Genomic DNA, 16,203 nt, shown 5'->3' with positions numbered 1-16,203 from the left:
GGTCAGGCGTCCCGCCGCTGCATGAGCACGGCGCCCGCGACCACGGCGACGGCGACCCAGAGCGCGTAGACGCCGAGCCCGCTCCACGGTCCCAGCGGGTTGCCGGGCTGGTCCAGCACGACTTCCATGCCGGCGTTGGTGGTGAAGTGGTCGGCGATGGTCTTGCCCCACTGGCCGGGCAGCACGCCGGTGAGCTGCGGCAGCACCAGCATCAGCGCGATGGCCGAGACGAGCGCGCCGGGCGTGTGCCGTACGAGGGTGCCGAGCCCCAGCCCGAACAGGCCGCAGACGGTGAGGTAGAGCCCGGCCCCGAGCACCGACTGGACCGCCGCGCCCATGTCGACCGAGGCCGGCCGGAGGATCGCCAGGCCGACGGCCACCGCGGCGGCCGCGGCGACCGTGCAGACGACCAGCGCCGTCACGGTGAACACCACGATCTTGCCGGCGAGCAGGCTCATCCGCCGCGGCACCGCCATCAGCGAGGTACGGATGCCGCCGGTGCGGTACTCGCTGGAGATCACCAGCACGCCCAGCGTGGCGATGGACAACGAGGCGAGCATCATGCCGGTGAGGCTGGTCATGACGGCGTCGTCACCGGGAATGGGCTGCCCGTCGGCCGTGGCCTTGGACGCGGCCGAGATGGCACCGCCGAGGCCGACCATGAGCAGGAAGGTGATGGTCAGCGTCCACACCGTCGAACGCACCGAACGGATCTTGGTCCACTCGGACCTCAGGATGTCTGTCATGACGAGTACTCCACACTGTCCTTGGTGAGCTCCATGTACGCCGCCTCCAGCGAGGGCTGCACGAACGTCAGCTCCTCCAGGGGGATCCCGGCCCGCGCGGTCAGGGTGCCGATCTCCAGCGTGCTCATCGCGGTGACCCGCAGGTGGTCATCCAGCAGGTCGCCCACCTTGACCAGGTCGGCGACCTCGGCCAGGCGCGGCGAGCGCACCCGTACGTAGCCCTGCGAGCTGCGCCCGATGAACTCCTGCACGCTCGTGTCGGCGATCAGCCGTCCCCTGCCGATCACGATCAGGTGGTCGGCCGTCTGCGCCATCTCGCTCATGAGGTGGCTGGAGACGAACACCGTGCGCCCCTCGGCGGCCAGTTTGCGCATGAACGTACGGATCCACAGGATCCCCTCGGGGTCGAGCCCGTTGACCGGCTCGTCGAAGAGCAGGATCTCGGGGTCGCCGAGCAACGCGGCCGCGATGCCGAGACGTTGCGACATGCCGAGCGAGAAGCCGCCGACCCGCCGCCGGGCCACCTCCCGCAGGCCGACGGCCTCCAGCACCTCGTTCACCCGGCTCGACGGGATGCCGTTGCTCTGGGCGATGGCCAGCAGGTGGTTGCGGGCGCTGCGGCCGCCGTGCACGGCCTTGGCGTCCAGCAGCGCGCCCACCTTGCGCAGCGGATGCCGATGCTCCCGGTACGGCCGCCCGTCCACCAGTACGGACCCGCCGGAGGGCCGGTCGAGCCCGAGGATCATCCGCATGGTCGTGGACTTGCCGGCGCCGTTGGGCCCGAGGAACCCCGTCACCTGACCGGGCTGGACGTCGAACGACAGGTCCGCGACGGCATGGGTCTCGCCGTAGCGCTTGCTCAGATTGGTTGCGCGAATCGCCGTCATGCACTCAAGCGTGCCGTCGGGGGGCCGCGTTCTCTTCGGCCATGAGGACGTTCTTGCCGGGCGCGGCCTGGGAGCCTGGTCCTAGTCTCCAGGTTTGATCAGCGCCGCCTCGTACGCGACGATCACCGCCTGTGCCCGGTCCCGGACGCCGATCTTGGCGAACAGGCTGGTCACGTGGTTCTTCACGGTCGAGGGGGAGACGGTCAGCTCGACGGCGATCTCGGTGTTCGACCGGCCTCTGGCGATCAGCACGAGGATCTCCCGCTCGCGCTCGGTCAGCGCGTCCAGCACGGGCGGCGCGGGCGCGGCCGGGGGCCTCGCGGCGCGGACGAACGTACCGATCAGCCGGGTCAGCAGGCGCGGCGCGACCGCCGACTCGCCCCGGTGCACGACACGTACGCCCTCGATCAGCTCCTCGGGGGAGACGTCCTTGGGCAGGAAACCGTCGGCGCCCGCCCTGAGCGCCGCGACCACGTTCTCGTCCAGGTCGAACGTGCTCAGCGCGAGCACCCGCACGCCCGGCAGCTCCGAGGTGATCAGCTCGGTCGCCCGTACGCCGTCGAGCCCCGGCATGTGCAGGTCCATCAGCACCACGTCGGGCCGCAGCCGCCGGCTCAGCTCGACGGCCTGCTCGCCGTCGGCGGCCTCGCCCACCACCGACAGGTCGGGCTGCGCGTCGAGCATCAGCCTGAACCCCTTGCGCACCAGCTCGTGGTCGTCGACCAGCAGCACTGTGATCATGATGCCTCCAAGGGGATGCGGGCGTGCACCCGGAATCCTCCCCCGGGACGCGGGCCGGTCGAAAGCTGGCCGCCGCACAGCGCGACCCGTTCGGCCATGCCGCCCAGCCCGAACCCGGGCGCGCCTCCCGGCTGCGGCACCCCGTCGTCGAGCACCTCGACCTCGACCGCCTCGGGCTCGTAGGCCAGGCGCACGCTGGCGCGGGCGCCGGCCGCGTGCTTGCGGGTGTTGGTGAGCGCCTCCTGCACGATCCGGTAGACGGCGTGGTCCACGGCCGAGGGCAGCGGCACGGGCTCGCCCGTCACGGTCAGGCCGGCGGGCAGCCCGGCGCTCCTGGCCTCGCCGATGAGCGCGGGCAGGCGGTCGGCCCCCACGCCGGTCGCGGCGTCCGGGCCGTCGTTGCCGTCGGCCCGCAGCACGTGCAGCAGCCGGCGCATCTCCGACATCGCCTGGCGGGCGGTCTGCTGGGCGCTCTCCAATGCCTCGCGGGGGACCTCCTGCTCGGGCGCGAGCGTGGCCCGCGCGCCGCCGACCAGGGCGTTGATCACCGTGATGTGGTGCGCGACGACGTCGTGCAGCTCCCGCGCGATGCGCCGCCGCTCAGCCTGTACGGCGGCGTCGGCGGCCTCGCGCCTGCCGCGTTCGTTCAGCTCGGCCCTGGCCTTGACCAGCGCGCCGACCCCCACCGGGATCGCGACGACGAACCCGCCGGCCAGGAACTGGCCGACGCCCGGCCCGGTGATCTCCATGACCGTGCCGTAGGCGGTGATCCCGGCGACCGCCATGAACAGCGTGGGACGGCCGGAGGAGTAGCGGATCAGGCTGTAGAAGGCGATGGCCTCCGGGAGGGTGGCCGATGTCACAAGGCCGGCCGCGATGCCGGCCACGTCGAGCACCGTGACGGCCCCGGCCACGAGCAGCGGCCGGCTCCTGCGGGCCAGCAGCATCACGCTGGTCAGCAGGAAATGCGCCGAGCCCAGCGCCTCGGAGACCCCGGTCTGGAGGAACGTCACGACCATTCCGAAGACCGAGAACAGGGCGAGCACGACGACGATCGTGGTGTCGAAAACCCGGGGGCGTCGGAAGAAATGCCAGAGTCTGCGAAGGGGTCGCGCCAAGCGCACGCTAAAACACTAAGTCACGAAAATTCTGAAATGGCCGAGGCGGCCGTGTCGATCACCCGGGCTACAGCCGGACGAGGGCGCTGCGGTAACGTCGGCGCAAGGTGAGGGAGCGCGCGGAGGGCGGGGCATGAGCCGAACGGCACGGGTCATCTGGGACGACGCTCTCACCTCCTACAATTTCGGCCCAAGTCACCCACTGGCGCCCATCAGGGTCGAGCTGACCATCGCGCTCGCCCGCGCGCTCGGCGTGCTCGACGAGGTCGAGCTGACCGGCTGCGCGCCCGCCGGCGACGACGAGCTGGCCTTGGTACACGACCGCGGCTACATCGAGGCGGTCAAGGGCGTCTCGGTCGCCGGGGCGCCCGACCTGCGGGCCGGGCTCGGCACCACCGACAATCCCGCGTTCAAGGGCGTGCACGAGGCGTCCGCGCTGATCGCCGGGGCGTCCCTGGCGGCGGCGCGCGCGGTCTGGGAGGGCGCGGCCGAGCACGCGGTCAACGTCGCGGGCGGGCTCCACCACGCCATGCCGGCCGCGGCCAGCGGTTTCTGCGTCTACAACGACCCCGCCCTGGCCATCGCGTGGCTGCTGGAGCAGGGGGCCCGGCGGGTGGCGTACGTGGACGTCGACGTGCACCACGGCGACGGCGTGCAGGCAGTCTTCTACGACGACCCCCGCGTGCTGACGATCAGCCTGCACGAGAGCCCGCGCACGTTGTTCCCCGGCACCGGCTTCCCGCACGAGACCGGCGCCGAGGGCACGGCCGTCAACGTGGCGCTGCCGGCCGGCTGCGGCGACTCCGGCTGGCTGCGCGCCTTCCACGCGGTCGTGCCGCCGCTGCTGCGCGAGTTCGACCCGGAGATCCTGGTCACCCAGCACGGCTGCGACAGCCACGCGCTCGACCCGCTCGCCAACCTGATGCTCAGCATCGACGGCCAGCGCACCGCGTACGCCGCCCTGCACGAGCTCGCGCACGAGACGGCGGGCGGCCGGTGGATCGCGACCGGCGGCGGCGGTTACGAGCTGGTCCAGGTCGTGCCGCGCATCTGGACGCACCTCATCGCCGAGCTCTCCGGCCATCCGGTCGACCCGGCCACGCCCACCCCCGAAGGCTGGCGCCAGTACGTCAGGGAACGTACGGGCGAGGCGCCCCCGCTGACCATGACCGACGGCCGCAATCCGGAATTTCGCGACATCTCCGGCGGTTATGACCCAGCGGATCCCATCGACCGTGCGATCATGGCGACCCGGAACGCGGTGTTCCCCCTCCACGGCCTCGATCCCATGCCCTGACGACGCTTGCCGTCCTCCACGCCCCTGATGAGGAAGACCTGTGCTGAGCCGTGACGAACTCCGCCGACACCTGATCCAGACCCGCATCGCCGGTGACGTCGCGACCTCCCGCGAGAACAACCTCGACCACTACAGCTCGCTGGCCAACCGCGACCCCCACTACATGCTCGGCCTGACGTTCGAGCAGCCGTGGTCGTACCGGGACGTCCTCGACCTGATGGCCAAGGCGGCGGGCGTGGTCGCCGATCCCGGCCACCGCCGGGGCCAGGACACCATCGACCCCGACCTGACCATCGACGCGATCGACGCCATGGCCGAGCGCGTCGCGGCCGTGTTGTCGCGGCCGGCCCCGCGTGTGTTGTTCGCCACCGGGCACCCGACCGGACTGCTCGCCGTGCACCTGCCGCTGGCCAGGTTCGCCGTCGAGCGCGGCGCGACCCTGCTCACCCCGGCCGAGGGCTGGACGTACGCCGGATCGGGCTTCGGCCGCCCGCGCCGCGTCCGCTACCTCCAGGACGTCGCCATGCTCGACGACCGCGGCGGTTTCGTGCACACCCACGACCCGGCCCCGATGCGGCACATGCTCGACGAGCTCGACGAGGCCGACGGCGGCCTGCCCGACCTCGTGGTCGCCGACCACGGCTGGGCGGGAGCGGCGGGCGAGGCCGGCGTGCCGACGGTGGCCTTCGCCGACAGCAACGACCCCGGGCTCTTCCTCGGCGAGGCCGAAGGAAAGATCGACGTGGTCGTGCCACTGGACGACAATGTGCTACCCCGCTATTACGCTCCGCTCACCGAGCGTTTGGTCACTCTGGTCTCACGAGCCCTTTGAGTCGAATACGGCCCTCCGCATACCGTCTTTTCGCGCCTGCATTCCAAGGGGCTCGCTGTCCCATTGCCAACTTTTGACTGGGCTTGGGCGACTCTTATGTGTGGCAACTTGGACAGTTCCAACGTCCAGGCGAGGTGCTCAGCCCGGCTGCTAACCAGCGATTTCGTTGGTTCGGCTGACAGGTGGCTCCGCGGACTGAGAAAATAGGGGGTTTGCGCACCCGGAGTCCCGACTTACGCTGACGGCAGTACACGTGCGTGAGCAATGGCACCAGTGGGGATAACCCGGAAACACGTGCGGAAGAGGCGTCCGATGGGTGCAGGCGAAAGACCTCTCAGCGAGGTGAAGTTCCTGACCGTGGCTGAAGTGGCGACGGTCATGAGGGTGTCCAAGATGACGGTGTACCGGCTCGTCCACTCAGGTGAGCTGCCGGCCATCCGAGTAGGCCGGTCGTTCAGAGTGCCCGAGCAGGCGGTCCACGACTATCTGCGGGAGGCCTACATCGAGGCAGGTTGAAGTAGCGGCGCGCCCGAACGCGCCGTGAATTCAGTCGCGGGAGATGCCCGGCCGGCGCACCAAACGGCCGGGCTCTCACCCCCCAAGGGGCGATCTACCTCGGATCGCCGGTAGTCTGTCACCCGGTGTGCGCTCGCACATCGATTCAGACTTGCTATCAGTACCTGGGGGTCCCGTGGGCTCTGTGATCAAGAAGCGCCGCAAGCGGATGGCCAAGAAGAAGCACCGCAAGCTGCTCAAGAAGACGCGCATCCAGCGGCGCAACAAGAAGTAACCGACGCAGCTGCGAGGCGCTGATGACCCACACCGTGCTTGTCACCGGGGTCTCGCGCCACATAGGCGCCCGGCTGGCGAGCGTCCTCGCGGCTGACCCGGAGATCAGCCGCGTCATTGGAGTGGACACCGTGCCGCCCCCCTCGTTGACGCGGGACGGCGGCATCACTCTGGGCCGGACGGAGTTCGTCCGGGTCGATCTGCGCAGCCCCGACATCGCCGAGGTGATCGCGGCCGCGGACATCGACACCGTTGTGCACATGAGCCTGGTCAGCGCTCCGTCCAAGGGCGACGGCAGGGCTGCCATGAAGGAGCACAACGTCATAGGCACCATGCAACTGCTCGGTGCCTGCCAGCGGTCGGCGACCGTGCGGCGCGTGGTGGTGCGCTCCACCACCGCCGTCTACGGCTCGTCCGCGCGCGATCCCGCGGTGTTCACCGAGGACCTGGAGGCGCACGAGGGCCCCAGCCACGGCTACGCCAAGGACGCGGCCGAGGTCGAGGGCTACGTGCGTGGTTTCGCGCGCCGCCGGCCCGACGTGACGGTGTCGCTGCTGCGCTTCGCCAACTTCATGGGTCCGGGCGTCGACTCGCCGCTCACCCGATACTTCATCCAGCCCGTCCTGCCGACCGTGTTCGGCTTCGACCCGCGGCTGCAGTTCGTCCACGAGGACGACGCGGTCGAGGTGTTGCGCAGGATGGCGACCGAAGACCACCCCGGCACGTTCAACGTGGCCGGGGCAGGCGTGTTGCTGCTCTCGCAGTGCGCGCGCCGGGCCGGTCGGGCGTCGCTGCCGCTGTTCTCGCCGGTCTTCCGCGCGCTCGGCAACACCGTGCGCCGCGCCGGTCTCGTCGAGTACTCGCCCGAGCAACTGCGGCTGATGAGCCACGGCCGGGTCGTCGACACCGGCAGGCTGGAGGCCGAGCTCGGCTGGAAACCCAAGTTCACCACCGCGGCGGCCTTCGACGACTTCCTGCGCGCGCGGGGTATGCACCCTCTCGGAGGTACGCGTCCATGAGCGTCCCGTACGAAGAGGAGGGCCGGGTGATCCCCATCAGCGCCGCGCCCTCGTACGAGGAGCCCGACCCGCTGGCCCGGCTGCTGGCCTTCGTCCGCCGGCGCATCACCGGCGACTACGAGGTCGACGAGTTCGGCTACGACCCCGAGCTGACCGACAAGGTGCTCCTTGAGCTGATCAGGCCGCTCTACCACCGCTGGTTCAGGGTGGAGACGGCCGAGCTGAAGAACGTGCCCGCCGACGGCGGCGCGCTGGTGGTGGCCAACCACTCGGGCACCCTGCCGATCGACGCGCTCATGATGCAGGTCGCGCTGCACGACGAGGCGGGCCGGGCCGTCCGCCTGCTCGGGGCCGACCTGGTCTACCAGCTCCCGCTGCTCGGCCACCTGTCCCGCAAGACCGGCCACACGCTGGCCTGCCCCGAGGACGCAGACCGGCTGCTGCGCAAGGGCGAGCTGGTCGGCGTGTTCCCCGAGGGGTTCAAGGGCGTCGGCAAGCCGTTCTCCGAGCGCTACAAGCTCCAGAGGTTCGGCCGGGGCGGGTTCGTGGCCTCCGCGATCCGCGCGGGTGTGCCGATCGTGCCCACGGCCATCGTCGGGGCCGAGGAGATCTATCCGAAGATCGGCGACCTGAAGTTCCTGGCCCGCATCCTCGGTGTCCCCTACCTGCCGATCACGCCGTTCTTCCCGCTGCTCGGGCCGCTCGGGCTGGTGCCGCTGCCGTCCAAGTGGATGATCGAGTTCGGCGAGCCGATCCGCACCGACGAGTACGAGCCCTCGGCGGCCGACGACCCCATGCTGGTGTTCAACCTGACCGACCACGTGCGCGAGGTCATCCAGCAGATGCTCAACGAGTTGCGGCTGCGCAGGGGGCCGGCGTTCCCGCCGTTCCTGTGAGTGCAACCGGGTGGGCGGGTCCGGTGTTCTCCGGGTGTCATCACTGAACACCCGAGAGGAACCTCTTCGATGGATCTCCAGCTTTCCGGCCGCGTGGCGGTCGTCACCGGCGCGTCCAAGGGCATCGGCCTGGCCGTCGCGCGCACCCTGGCGGAGGAGGGGGCGCACGTCGTGGCGGCCTCGCGTACCGCGCCGGACGCCAAGGTGACGCACGTCGCGGTCGACCTGATGGACCCGCAGGCGCCCGAGCGGGTGATCGCCCGCGCCGTCGAGGAGTTCGGCGGGGTGGACATCCTGGTCAACAACGCCGGCGGCCCGCCGCCCGGGGTGACGCTGCCGAGGGTCGGGTTCATGGCCCCTGGCGACGACGACTGGCAGGCCATGTTCGAGTTCAACCTGTTCGCGGCCGTACGGATGATCCGCGCGGCGGTGCCCGTCATGCTGGGACGCGGCGGCGGCTCGATCGTGAACATCTCCTCCGGCTCGGCCCGCCAGCCCGGCGCCATGAACGTCGACTACGGCGCCGCCAAGGCCGCCATGAACCACGTGAGCAAGGCCGTCTCCGAGGAGTACGGCCCGCAGGGCGTCCGGGTGAACACGATCTCGCCCGGCCCGGTGCTCACCGACTGGTGGACCAAGGACGGCGGCGCCGCCGACGTCATCGCCGGGATGGCCGGGGCGTCGAAGGCGGACGTCATCGCCCAGGTCGCGCCCGGCATGATGAAGCTGGCCACCGGCCGCTTGGTCGACCCGCAGGAGATCGCCGACATGGTCGCCCTGCTGGTCTCGCCGCGCTCCGGCAGCACGACCGGCGCCGACATCGCCGTTGACGGAGGCTTCCTCAAGGAGATCTGAACCCTCCCGGCGGGTTGTGGCAAGACATCCGTGACCGATTCCCCACAGAAGGGCGGAGATGATCACGCAACCCGCCACCAGGGGCGCGGACTCGGAGCTGGTGAACGCCTCCTGGACGGATCCGGAGGCGTTCGCCGTGCTGTTCGACCGCTACTCCGCCATGCTCTACAGGTACGTCTCCAAACGCCTCGGCCCCGAGCCCGCCGAGGACCTCGTGGGCGAGACGTTCCTCGTCGCCTTCTCCCGTAGGAAGAGCTACGACCTGGCCTACCCTGACGCCAGGCCGTGGCTCTTCGGCATTCTCACCAAGCTCATCTCCCGCCACCACCGCAAGGAGGCGGCGCGTTACCGGGCGCTCCTGCGTGCCCCCGTCGACCATGACGTGGAGTCGCCCGCCGACCGCGTCGCGGCCGGGGTCACCGCGCAGGCAGCCCGTCCCCGGCTGGCGGGCGCCCTGGCCGCGCTGCCCGCCAAGGACCGGGACGTCCTGCTGCTGATCGCCTGGGGCGACCTCACGTACGAAGAGGTCGCCCAGGCGCTCGGCATCCCGATCGGAACCGTGCGCTCCCGCCTCAACAGGGGCAGGCGGAAGGTGCGGGCCGCGCTCGGCGACACCAACCCCATGCTGGAGGAGGAGTGACCATGGACGACCTGAGGATGCTCCGCGACCTCGGCGGGGCGCTGGAGCACGAGCCGCCCGCGACGCTCGTCCGTCAGCGCGAACGCCTGCTGCGGGACCGCCCGCGCCGCAGGTGGACGGGCTGGTGGATGGCCGGCCTGGTCGCCGTGGGCACGGCCGCGGCCGTCGCCGTACCGACCCTGCTGGTCAACGGCAACACCGTTGCCGCGCCGTCGGCGGGCGCCCGGCCGGTCGACATGAGCGGCGCCCGCAACATCCTGGTGATCGGCTCGGACACCCGCGGCGGCCCCGGGAACGCCCGGTACGGCCCCGCCACGGCCAGGAGCGCCGACAAGGGCGGCAAGCGGTCCGACACCATCTTGCTCGTGCACGTCCCGGCCGACCGCGGCCAGGTCGTCGGGGTCAGCGTGCCGCGCGACTCGCTCGTGGAGATCCCATCTTGCGGGTCGTCGCCGGCCAGGAAGGACATGATCAACTCGGCGTACAACACCGGGGGAGCGGCCTGCCTGCGGAAGACGCTGGAGAAGCTGACCGACGTCCGCATCGACCACACGGTCGAGGTCGACTTCACCGGCTTCAAGGGCATGGTGGACGCGCTCGGCGGCGTGGAGATCACGCTCAGGACGCCCGTGAACGACGAGGCGTCGAAGCTGAAGCTGCCCGCGGGCAAGAGCATGCTCAACGGCGAGAGCGCCCTCGGCTACGCGCGCCTGCGCCGCTACGGCGACGGTTCGGACGTCCAGCGGATCAAGCGGCAGCAGATCCTGCTGATGGCCATGCTGAAGAAGGCGAAGAGCGTCGCCGCCGACCCGGTCAAGGTACGCGGCTTCCTCCGCGCGGTCAGCGCGTCGGTCAAGACGGACCTCAGTCTGGAGTCGATGGTCGAGCTGGCCGTCGGCATGTCCAAGACGCGGGTGTCGTTGGTCACCGTGCCGTGGCAGCCGGCCCGGGAGGATCCGAACCGGCTCACCTGGAAGCAGCCGGAGGCCCGGAAGTTGTTCGAACGCCTGCGATAGCACTATTGGACGAATCGTCCTATAGTCGGCGGCATGGGCTCAAGTCGTCAGGCGTTCGCGCTCGGCCTGCTCGCCGGGGCCGCCGCCGGATCGGCCAGGCGCCGGACACGGGTCGCCGGGCGCGGGACTGAGGGCGGGGCTGCGGGCGGGGCGCAGTCCGTCGAGCGCCTGGGTGGCCACCATGCCGCCTCCCATGCCGCCTCCCTGGCCGTCGAGACCGACGACGGCGTGCGACTGGCCGTGGACGTCGAGGAGCCGTCCACACCGGTGCGGCACGCCGTCGTCCTCGCGCACGGATGGGTGCTCAACCGGCATTCCTGGCACTACCAGCGGGCCGCCCTGAGCGGGGAGGCCCTGGTGGTCGCCTATGACCAGCGCGGCCACGGGGCCTCCACCGCCGGGCCGTACTCCGCGTGCACGATCGACCGGCTCGGCGCGGACCTGCACGCCGTCATCGAGGCCGCCGTGCCGCCCGGCCTGCCCGTGGTGCTCGCCGGCCATTCGATGGGCGGCATGACGGTGATGGCGCTGGCCGCGTCCAGGCCCGAGCTGTTCGGCACGAGGATCGCGGGCGTCGCGCTGCTCGGCACGTCGGCGGGGCGGCTGGCGGAGGGCACCTTCGGGTTGCCGGGGGCGCTCGGGCGGGCCGTGCCCAGGGTCACGCCGCTGGTGCTGGACCGGCTGAGGGCCCGGGCGGCGCCGGCGGACCGGAGCAGGGCGCCCAGTGTGCGGGCCAACCGGCCGGTCACCCGTGCGCTCAGGGCGTGGGTCAACCGGCCGGTCACCCGTGCGCTCAGGGCGTGGGTCAACCGGCCGGTCACCCGTGCGCTCAGGGCGTGGGTCAACCGGCCGGTCACCCGCTTCACCGCGTTCGGGCCGGGGGCGCGGGCGGACCACGTGCGCTTCGTCAACGCGATGGTCGCCGCCACGCCGGCCGAGGTGATGGCCGGCTTCTTCCACGGCATGATGGCCCACGACAAGCTCGCCGCGCTGGAGGCGTTGCGCGAGGTGGAGACGGTGGTGCTGGTGGGGGCGCGCGACCGGCTCACGCCGGTGGCGCACGCCCGCAGGATCGCCGGGGCGCTGCCGGGGGCCCGGCTCGTGGTGATCCCGGGAGCCGGTCACATGATCGGCCTGGAACGCCCGGAGACGGTCAACCGCGAACTGCTCGGTCTGCTCCGCCGCGCCGTACCGTGACCCGGTGGCGCGGGCGCAGGGCTCATTGGGAGCGGTAGTGCCTGCGCAGGGCGATGCCCGCGGCGACGCCGCCCGCGATCGCGCCGACCCCGGCCGCGATCGGCAGGGCCGTCATCGTGGCCTTGCGGCCGGTACGGAAGTCCTTGATCGGCCAGTCGTGTTTCCTGGCGTGCTCGCGCAGCTCGCTGTCGGGGTTGATCGCCACCGCCTGCCCGACCAGCGACAACATCGGCAGGTCGTTGGCGGAGTCGCTGTAGGCCGTGCAGCGGGTCAGGTCGAGCCCCTCGCGACGGGCCAGCGCGCGCACCGCCTCGGCCTTGGCCGGGCCGTGGAGCAGGTCGCCCACCAGGTGGCCGGTGTAGACGCCGTCGGCGGTCTCGGCGACCGTGCCGAGCGCGCCGGTGAGGCCGAGCCGCTGGGCGATGACCCGGGCCAGCTCGACGGGCGTGGCGGTGACGAGCCAGACCCGCTGGCCGGCGTCGAGGTGGCTCTGCGCGAGCGCGCGCGTGCCGCCCCAGATGCGGTCGGCCATCACCTCGTCGTAGATCTCCTCGCCGAGGCGTACGACGTCGTCGACCTTGGCGCCCGCGACGAAGGCGAGCGCGGTCTCCCTGGCCACCGCGATGTGCTCGGGGTTCTCGTTGCCGCGCAGCCGGAACACGGCCTGGCCCACGGCGAACTTCAGCAGGTCGGACGTGGTGAACATGCCGCGCGTGGCCAGGCCCCTGGCGAAGTGGTAGATGGACGCGCCGCGCATCATGGTGTTGTCGACGTCGAAGAAGGCCGCCGCCTCCGGATCCGGCTCGACCGGCGCGACGGTGACCGCCGCCCGCGCCGCGGCCTCGCCGGCGGCCTCGGCCTCAACCTCGTGTCGTCGTCGCATTAGCCGCCACATGCGCCTCAGCTTACCTAGCCCGGTGCCACGAGCCCTTCGATGTAGTCGAGGTAGCCGGCGGCCTGTCCCTTCTGGGCCTCGTTGAGCTGTTCCAACATCGGCTCGACCACGTCCCGCTGCTTCTGGGCGAACTTCTTGATCTTCGAGGAGCGGGGCTGCGTACGGGTCAGCCGGCTGATGCCGGAGCGGGTGGAGTCCTCCATGTCCTTGAGCGTCTCGCTGACCAGCGGGCTGTCCGTGGACGAGCCCAGCAGGCTGGCGACCTCCTTGGCGCGTGTCTCGGCCGAGGCCAGCTCGCGCTCGCCGCGTTCGGCGTCGTCGGTGCTCAGGTGCACGAGCGTGCTCTCCGCGGCCCGCTTGAGCGGGTACAGCGTGTCGCCCGGGACCGCCCGGTAGGTGGCGAAGGCCGAGATCATCATGGCCCCCGCCAGCCCGAGCGTGGCGAGCTGGGACAGCAGCGGACGGCGTGGGCGGCGTACGGCGGGCCGGGCGTGCCGCGGCGTGCTCTCCTGCTCGTCGGGGGCCTCCAGCAGCAGGCGGCCGGAGACGAGGTCCTCGCGCAGGCGCTCGCGGAAGGCCGGCTCGGGGCCGCGGCCCATGGGCAGGCTCCGCAGCTCCGTGAGACGCTCGATGACGAGCTCTCGCCGCCTGCGTGCCCTACTCATGACAGCTCCCTGAGGGATCCACACGTGACAACTGGCCTAACGAGGTGCGGATGGGGGAGGTTACGCCAGGTCGTGCTTGAGCGCCCTGGCGAGCGTTCGAATGGCCCGAAACTGCAGCGCTTTGATCGCTCCACTCTTCTTCCCCATGATCAACGCGGTTTCCGCGAGCGAGAGGCCGTGCAGGAAGCGCAGCACCACGCATTCCTGCTGGTCGGGATTGAGATCGCGGACGGCGCGCAGCACCCGGTCGTTGATGATGGCCGTGACCACCGCGTTCTCGGGGATGTGCGAGCCTTCGAGTGGAACGTCGATCAGCTCTCCCGTCGGGACCTCCAATCGGTAGCGGCCGGACTTGAAGTGGTCGGCGACCAGGTTCCGGGCGATGGTGACGAGCCAGGCGCCGAAGTCGCGGCCCTGCCAGGTGAAGTCGCCGATCCGGCGCAGGGCGCGCAGGAAGGTCTCGCTCGTGAGGTCCTCGGCGAGCTGGTGGGAGCCGACGCGGAAGTAGATGTAGCGGTAGACCAGATCCACATAACGGTCATAGAGCGTGCCAAAGGAGTCCGTACATCCGTTCTTGGCGTGCAGCACCAGCGTACGGATGTCGTCCGGCACTTCTTCGCGCACGGCAAGCTCGCCCGTCCGGGCAGGTCCAGCGACCGCTGGAGCAAGCAGCCCGGCGAACGGCCACGAATCAGGCATCCGGTATCCCTAGGGGTAAGGGGTGCGGCGTGCTCGAATACTCTAGAAATCAACTCGAATTTTCACAATCCGCAGCCTGCTGGCATGGCTACGAGTAATCGCCCTATACCGTATAGGCGCATACCCCACAGCCTGCGGCGAAGCCCCTCGTGGAGCGCCTGTTTTCTCTTCGGCTACCGGCCGGGAGGCATCGTCCGGCAGCATTGGAGTCACCATGGAGATCCTCGTTGCTGTCATAGCTCTTGCCGGTGCGCTCCTCGCCGCCGTCGCGACCGGCGCCCTGATCCGGCGCCTGCGCGACGAGCCGGAGGGGTGGTTGATCGCCTGGACCGTTTCAGCAGGGGCGCTGTGCCTGTCGCTGGTCGTGATCGGCATCGGCCACTTCCTGGGCTTCGGGCCGGTCACGTTCCGGATCTACCAGGTGACCGGATCGCTGCTCGCGCCGCTCTGGCTGGCCGTGGGCCTGATCCAGCTCCTGGCGGACAAGGCGCCGCCGAGGTTCCTCGCATGGTTGTTCGGCATCGCGCTCACCATCGTCTCCGGCGCGATCCTCTTCTTCGACCCGCTCAGGTCCACCGACCTGGGCAAGACGCTGCCGTCCGGGTCGGCGCTCTGGGGGCTCATCCCCGACTACCTGCTGATCGGCGTGCACGCGATCGACGTGCTCGTCCTGCTGGCGTGCGTGGTGGTGGCCGCGCTGAAGTGGCGCAGCGGCGACGAGTACGACACCGACAACCTGCACGCGGTCCTCGTCATCGCGCCGTCGAGCGTCGCCCTGGTGGGCGCCATGCGGTTCGCGGTGCCGCCGCTGTTCACCACGGCGCTGCTCGCGGTGGCCGCGGCGGCGATCTGGTACACCGTGCTGCGCCCGCTGGCGCCGTACGAGGACGACGACGAGGACGAGATGGAGGCGCCGGAGGAGGACCGGGAGCGCCGGCCGGGGCGCAGGGCCGCGCCTGAGCCCGTACCGGCCGCCGAGCCGCCTCCCGTGGCGCCGCCGCGCCGCTCGCCCGGCCTGGGCGATCTGGTGGCCGAGTACCGGGCGGGCGACCAGCAGGTCGACTACGCCGCCCGCATGACGGGCCCGCCCGAGTCCGGCCCCGCGACCGGCTACATCATGAACGGCGCCCCGCCCCCGCGCATGGACACCTCCCCGCGCATGGAGGCCGCGCCCCAGCGGCCCGACTACTCGATGCCCGGCACCGGCGTGGCCTACCCGGGCGCCGAGCTGTTCAGCCCGTCCCAGCCGCAGCAGGCCGGCGGCAGGCCCTCACCCAACATCTACGGCCTGCTCACCGTCTTCACGATCATGGACGGCGCGGGCGAGGCGTTCGACCGCCTGGCCGAGGCCACGGTCGAGGCCGTACGCCGCGGCGAGCCCGACACGCTCGTCTACGCCTGTCACGCCGTCAAGTCGGCCCCCCTGCAGCGCATCGTCTACGAGCTCTACCGGGACGAGGTGGCCTACCGCGACCACCAGCGCCAGCCGCACGTCGAACGTTTCCTCAACGAGCGTCAGGCGATGGTCCTTGCCACCAACGTCATCGAGCTCAACGTCAACGCCGCGAAGGTGGTGCCCCTGCCCACGGTGATGTTCTAGGAGGCCAGCGCGGCGCGCAGGCGGGTCTCGTCGACCCGCCAGAAGTCGTGCTGCACGCCGTCGATCAGCGTCACCGGGATCATCTCCCAGTACTTCTCCTTGAGCTCCTCGGAGGAGTCGATGCTGACCTCCTCCCAAGGCACCCCCAGCTCTCCGGCCACCCGGGCGATGACCGTACGGGCGTCGTCGCAGAGGTGGCAGCCGGGCTTGCCGAGCAAGGTGATGCGATGCATACCCCCCACGGTAGCGCCCCCTACTTTGTGCATCGGTTCACAAAGGGATTAACCTGAAAGACGGTTCTAATCCGTTCA

19 protein-coding genes are annotated in these 16,203 nt (G+C 70.8%); 11 read left to right on the top strand and 8 right to left on the bottom strand.

Going from position 1 to position 16,203, the window contains the following annotated elements; all coding sequences use genetic code 11:
• Positions 1–2: 2 nt before the first annotated feature.
• From IEZ27_RS10455 to IEZ27_RS10440, 4 genes are all read right to left on the bottom strand, one after another.
• Positions 3–746, bottom strand: coding sequence for an ABC transporter permease subunit (locus IEZ27_RS10455; RefSeq protein WP_189647023.1), 744 nt, complete (start codon positions 744–746; stop codon positions 3–5).
• Positions 743–1,633, bottom strand: a complete 891-nt coding sequence (locus tag IEZ27_RS10450; protein ID WP_189647022.1) for an ABC transporter ATP-binding protein — start codon at positions 1,631–1,633, stop codon at positions 743–745. The genes IEZ27_RS10455 and IEZ27_RS10450 overlap by 4 nt, the downstream gene beginning before the upstream one ends.
• Positions 1,634–1,714: 81 nt before the next feature.
• On the bottom strand, positions 1,715–2,374 hold the full coding sequence (locus tag IEZ27_RS10445) for a response regulator (RefSeq protein ID WP_189647021.1): 660 nt from the start codon (positions 2,372–2,374) through the stop codon (positions 1,715–1,717).
• Positions 2,371–3,420, bottom strand: coding sequence for a sensor histidine kinase (locus tag IEZ27_RS10440; RefSeq protein WP_189647020.1), 1,050 nt, complete (start codon positions 3,418–3,420; stop codon positions 2,371–2,373). Before IEZ27_RS10440 ends, IEZ27_RS10445 begins: the two co-directional genes overlap by 4 nt.
• Positions 3,421–3,625: 205 nt before the next feature.
• Here IEZ27_RS10440 and IEZ27_RS10435 point away from each other — a divergent pair, with 205 nt between their 5' ends.
• From IEZ27_RS10435 to IEZ27_RS10390, 10 genes are all read left to right on the top strand, one after another.
• Positions 3,626–4,789, top strand: coding sequence for an acetoin utilization protein AcuC (locus IEZ27_RS10435; RefSeq protein WP_189647019.1), 1,164 nt, complete (start codon positions 3,626–3,628; stop codon positions 4,787–4,789).
• Between the two features lie 40 nt (positions 4,790–4,829).
• Positions 4,830–5,621 (top strand): phosphatase, encoded by a 792-nt coding sequence (locus IEZ27_RS10430; protein WP_189647018.1) that lies wholly within the window; start codon positions 4,830–4,832, stop codon positions 5,619–5,621.
• A gap of 312 nt (positions 5,622–5,933) precedes the next feature.
• A complete protein-coding gene (locus IEZ27_RS10425) occupies positions 5,934–6,137 on the top strand; it encodes a helix-turn-helix domain-containing protein (RefSeq protein WP_026214222.1) in 204 nt (67 codons plus the stop codon).
• 175 nt (positions 6,138–6,312) lie between these two features.
• The gene (locus IEZ27_RS10420) at positions 6,313–6,411 is read left to right on the top strand and encodes a 30S ribosomal protein bS22 (RefSeq protein WP_018654693.1); all 99 of its coding nucleotides are present in this window, start codon (positions 6,313–6,315) and stop codon (positions 6,409–6,411) included.
• Between the two features lie 22 nt (positions 6,412–6,433).
• The gene (locus IEZ27_RS10415; protein ID WP_189647017.1) at positions 6,434–7,429 is read left to right on the top strand and encodes an NAD-dependent epimerase/dehydratase family protein; all 996 of its coding nucleotides are present in this window, start codon (positions 6,434–6,436) and stop codon (positions 7,427–7,429) included.
• Positions 7,426–8,325: a lysophospholipid acyltransferase family protein gene (locus tag IEZ27_RS10410; protein WP_189647016.1), complete on the top strand. Its 900-nt coding sequence runs from the start codon at positions 7,426–7,428 to the stop codon at positions 8,323–8,325. The genes IEZ27_RS10415 and IEZ27_RS10410 overlap by 4 nt, the downstream gene beginning before the upstream one ends.
• A 69-nt stretch (positions 8,326–8,394) precedes the next feature.
• Complete coding sequence (locus IEZ27_RS10405) at positions 8,395–9,180, top strand: SDR family NAD(P)-dependent oxidoreductase (RefSeq protein WP_125643909.1); 786 nt, start codon at positions 8,395–8,397, stop codon at positions 9,178–9,180.
• A 58-nt stretch (positions 9,181–9,238) separates the two neighbouring features.
• A complete protein-coding gene (locus tag IEZ27_RS10400) occupies positions 9,239–9,820 on the top strand; it encodes an RNA polymerase sigma factor (protein ID WP_189647015.1) in 582 nt (193 codons plus the stop codon).
• A 2-nt stretch (positions 9,821–9,822) separates the two neighbouring features.
• Positions 9,823–10,836 (top strand): LCP family protein, encoded by a 1,014-nt coding sequence (locus IEZ27_RS10395; protein WP_189647014.1) that lies wholly within the window; start codon positions 9,823–9,825, stop codon positions 10,834–10,836.
• A 33-nt stretch (positions 10,837–10,869) separates the two neighbouring features.
• Entirely contained in the window at positions 10,870–12,033 is a 1,164-nt protein-coding gene (locus IEZ27_RS10390) for an alpha/beta fold hydrolase (RefSeq protein WP_189647013.1), read from the top strand.
• A 22-nt stretch (positions 12,034–12,055) separates the two neighbouring features.
• On the opposite strand, the gene IEZ27_RS10385 is transcribed toward IEZ27_RS10390, so the two are convergent.
• From IEZ27_RS10385 to IEZ27_RS10375, 3 genes are read right to left on the bottom strand one after another with little or no spacing between them, the layout of a single operon-like run.
• Positions 12,056–12,916: an HAD family hydrolase gene (locus tag IEZ27_RS10385; RefSeq protein ID WP_229823831.1), complete on the bottom strand. Its 861-nt coding sequence runs from the start codon at positions 12,914–12,916 to the stop codon at positions 12,056–12,058.
• A 26-nt stretch (positions 12,917–12,942) separates the two neighbouring features.
• Complete coding sequence (locus tag IEZ27_RS10380) at positions 12,943–13,593, bottom strand: DUF5667 domain-containing protein (RefSeq protein WP_189647011.1); 651 nt, start codon at positions 13,591–13,593, stop codon at positions 12,943–12,945.
• Positions 13,594–13,653: 60 nt separating this feature from the next.
• Positions 13,654–14,292 carry a sigma-70 family RNA polymerase sigma factor gene (locus IEZ27_RS10375; protein ID WP_125643897.1) on the bottom strand — a complete coding sequence of 213 codons (639 nt, stop codon included), beginning with the start codon at positions 14,290–14,292 and terminating at the stop codon, positions 13,654–13,656.
• A gap of 214 nt (positions 14,293–14,506) precedes the next feature.
• On the opposite strand from IEZ27_RS10375, the gene IEZ27_RS10370 reads away from it, so the two are divergent.
• Positions 14,507–15,892, top strand: coding sequence for a putative quinol monooxygenase (locus tag IEZ27_RS10370; protein ID WP_189647010.1), 1,386 nt, complete (start codon positions 14,507–14,509; stop codon positions 15,890–15,892).
• Here the strand turns inward: IEZ27_RS10370 and IEZ27_RS10365 are convergent.
• Complete coding sequence (locus IEZ27_RS10365; RefSeq protein ID WP_189647009.1) at positions 15,889–16,125, bottom strand: glutaredoxin family protein; 237 nt, start codon at positions 16,123–16,125, stop codon at positions 15,889–15,891. The genes IEZ27_RS10370 and IEZ27_RS10365 overlap by 4 nt on opposite strands.
• Between the last annotated feature and the right edge of the window lie 78 nt (positions 16,126–16,203).

This window comes from Nonomuraea spiralis, assembly GCF_014648435.1.
In the GTDB taxonomy this organism is placed as follows: Bacteria; Actinomycetota; Actinomycetes; order Streptosporangiales; family Streptosporangiaceae; genus Nonomuraea; species Nonomuraea spiralis.
The sequence above is the reverse complement of the archived record's forward strand: the minus strand, read 5'-3'. Positions and strand labels throughout refer to the sequence as shown.

Bases quoted from the DNA above. Each gene is read 5' to 3' on its own strand.
- IEZ27_RS10455 (WP_189647023.1), bottom strand. From the start codon at position 746: ATGACAGACATCCTGAGGTCCGAGTGGACCAAGATCCGTTCGGTGCGT.
- IEZ27_RS10450 (WP_189647022.1), bottom strand. From the start codon at position 1,633: ATGACGGCGATTCGCGCAACCAATCTGAGCAAGCGCTACGGCGAGACC.
- IEZ27_RS10445 (WP_189647021.1), bottom strand. From the start codon at position 2,374: ATGATCACAGTGCTGCTGGTCGACGACCACGAGCTGGTGCGCAAGGGG.
- IEZ27_RS10435 (WP_189647019.1), top strand. From the start codon at position 3,626: ATGAGCCGAACGGCACGGGTCATCTGGGACGACGCTCTCACCTCCTAC.
- IEZ27_RS10425 (WP_026214222.1), top strand. From the start codon at position 5,934: ATGGGTGCAGGCGAAAGACCTCTCAGCGAGGTGAAGTTCCTGACCGTG.
- IEZ27_RS10415 (WP_189647017.1), top strand. From the start codon at position 6,434: ATGACCCACACCGTGCTTGTCACCGGGGTCTCGCGCCACATAGGCGCC.
- IEZ27_RS10410 (WP_189647016.1), top strand. From the start codon at position 7,426: ATGAGCGTCCCGTACGAAGAGGAGGGCCGGGTGATCCCCATCAGCGCC.
- IEZ27_RS10405 (WP_125643909.1), top strand. From the start codon at position 8,395: ATGGATCTCCAGCTTTCCGGCCGCGTGGCGGTCGTCACCGGCGCGTCC.
- IEZ27_RS10400 (WP_189647015.1), top strand. From the start codon at position 9,239: ATGATCACGCAACCCGCCACCAGGGGCGCGGACTCGGAGCTGGTGAAC.
- IEZ27_RS10395 (WP_189647014.1), top strand. From the start codon at position 9,823: ATGGACGACCTGAGGATGCTCCGCGACCTCGGCGGGGCGCTGGAGCAC.
- IEZ27_RS10390 (WP_189647013.1), top strand. From the start codon at position 10,870: ATGGGCTCAAGTCGTCAGGCGTTCGCGCTCGGCCTGCTCGCCGGGGCC.
- IEZ27_RS10385 (WP_229823831.1), bottom strand. From the start codon at position 12,916: ATGCGACGACGACACGAGGTTGAGGCCGAGGCCGCCGGCGAGGCCGCG.
- IEZ27_RS10380 (WP_189647011.1), bottom strand. From the start codon at position 13,593: ATGAGTAGGGCACGCAGGCGGCGAGAGCTCGTCATCGAGCGTCTCACG.
- IEZ27_RS10375 (WP_125643897.1), bottom strand. From the start codon at position 14,292: ATGCCTGATTCGTGGCCGTTCGCCGGGCTGCTTGCTCCAGCGGTCGCT.
- IEZ27_RS10370 (WP_189647010.1), top strand. From the start codon at position 14,507: ATGGAGATCCTCGTTGCTGTCATAGCTCTTGCCGGTGCGCTCCTCGCC.
- IEZ27_RS10365 (WP_189647009.1), bottom strand. From the start codon at position 16,125: ATGCATCGCATCACCTTGCTCGGCAAGCCCGGCTGCCACCTCTGCGAC.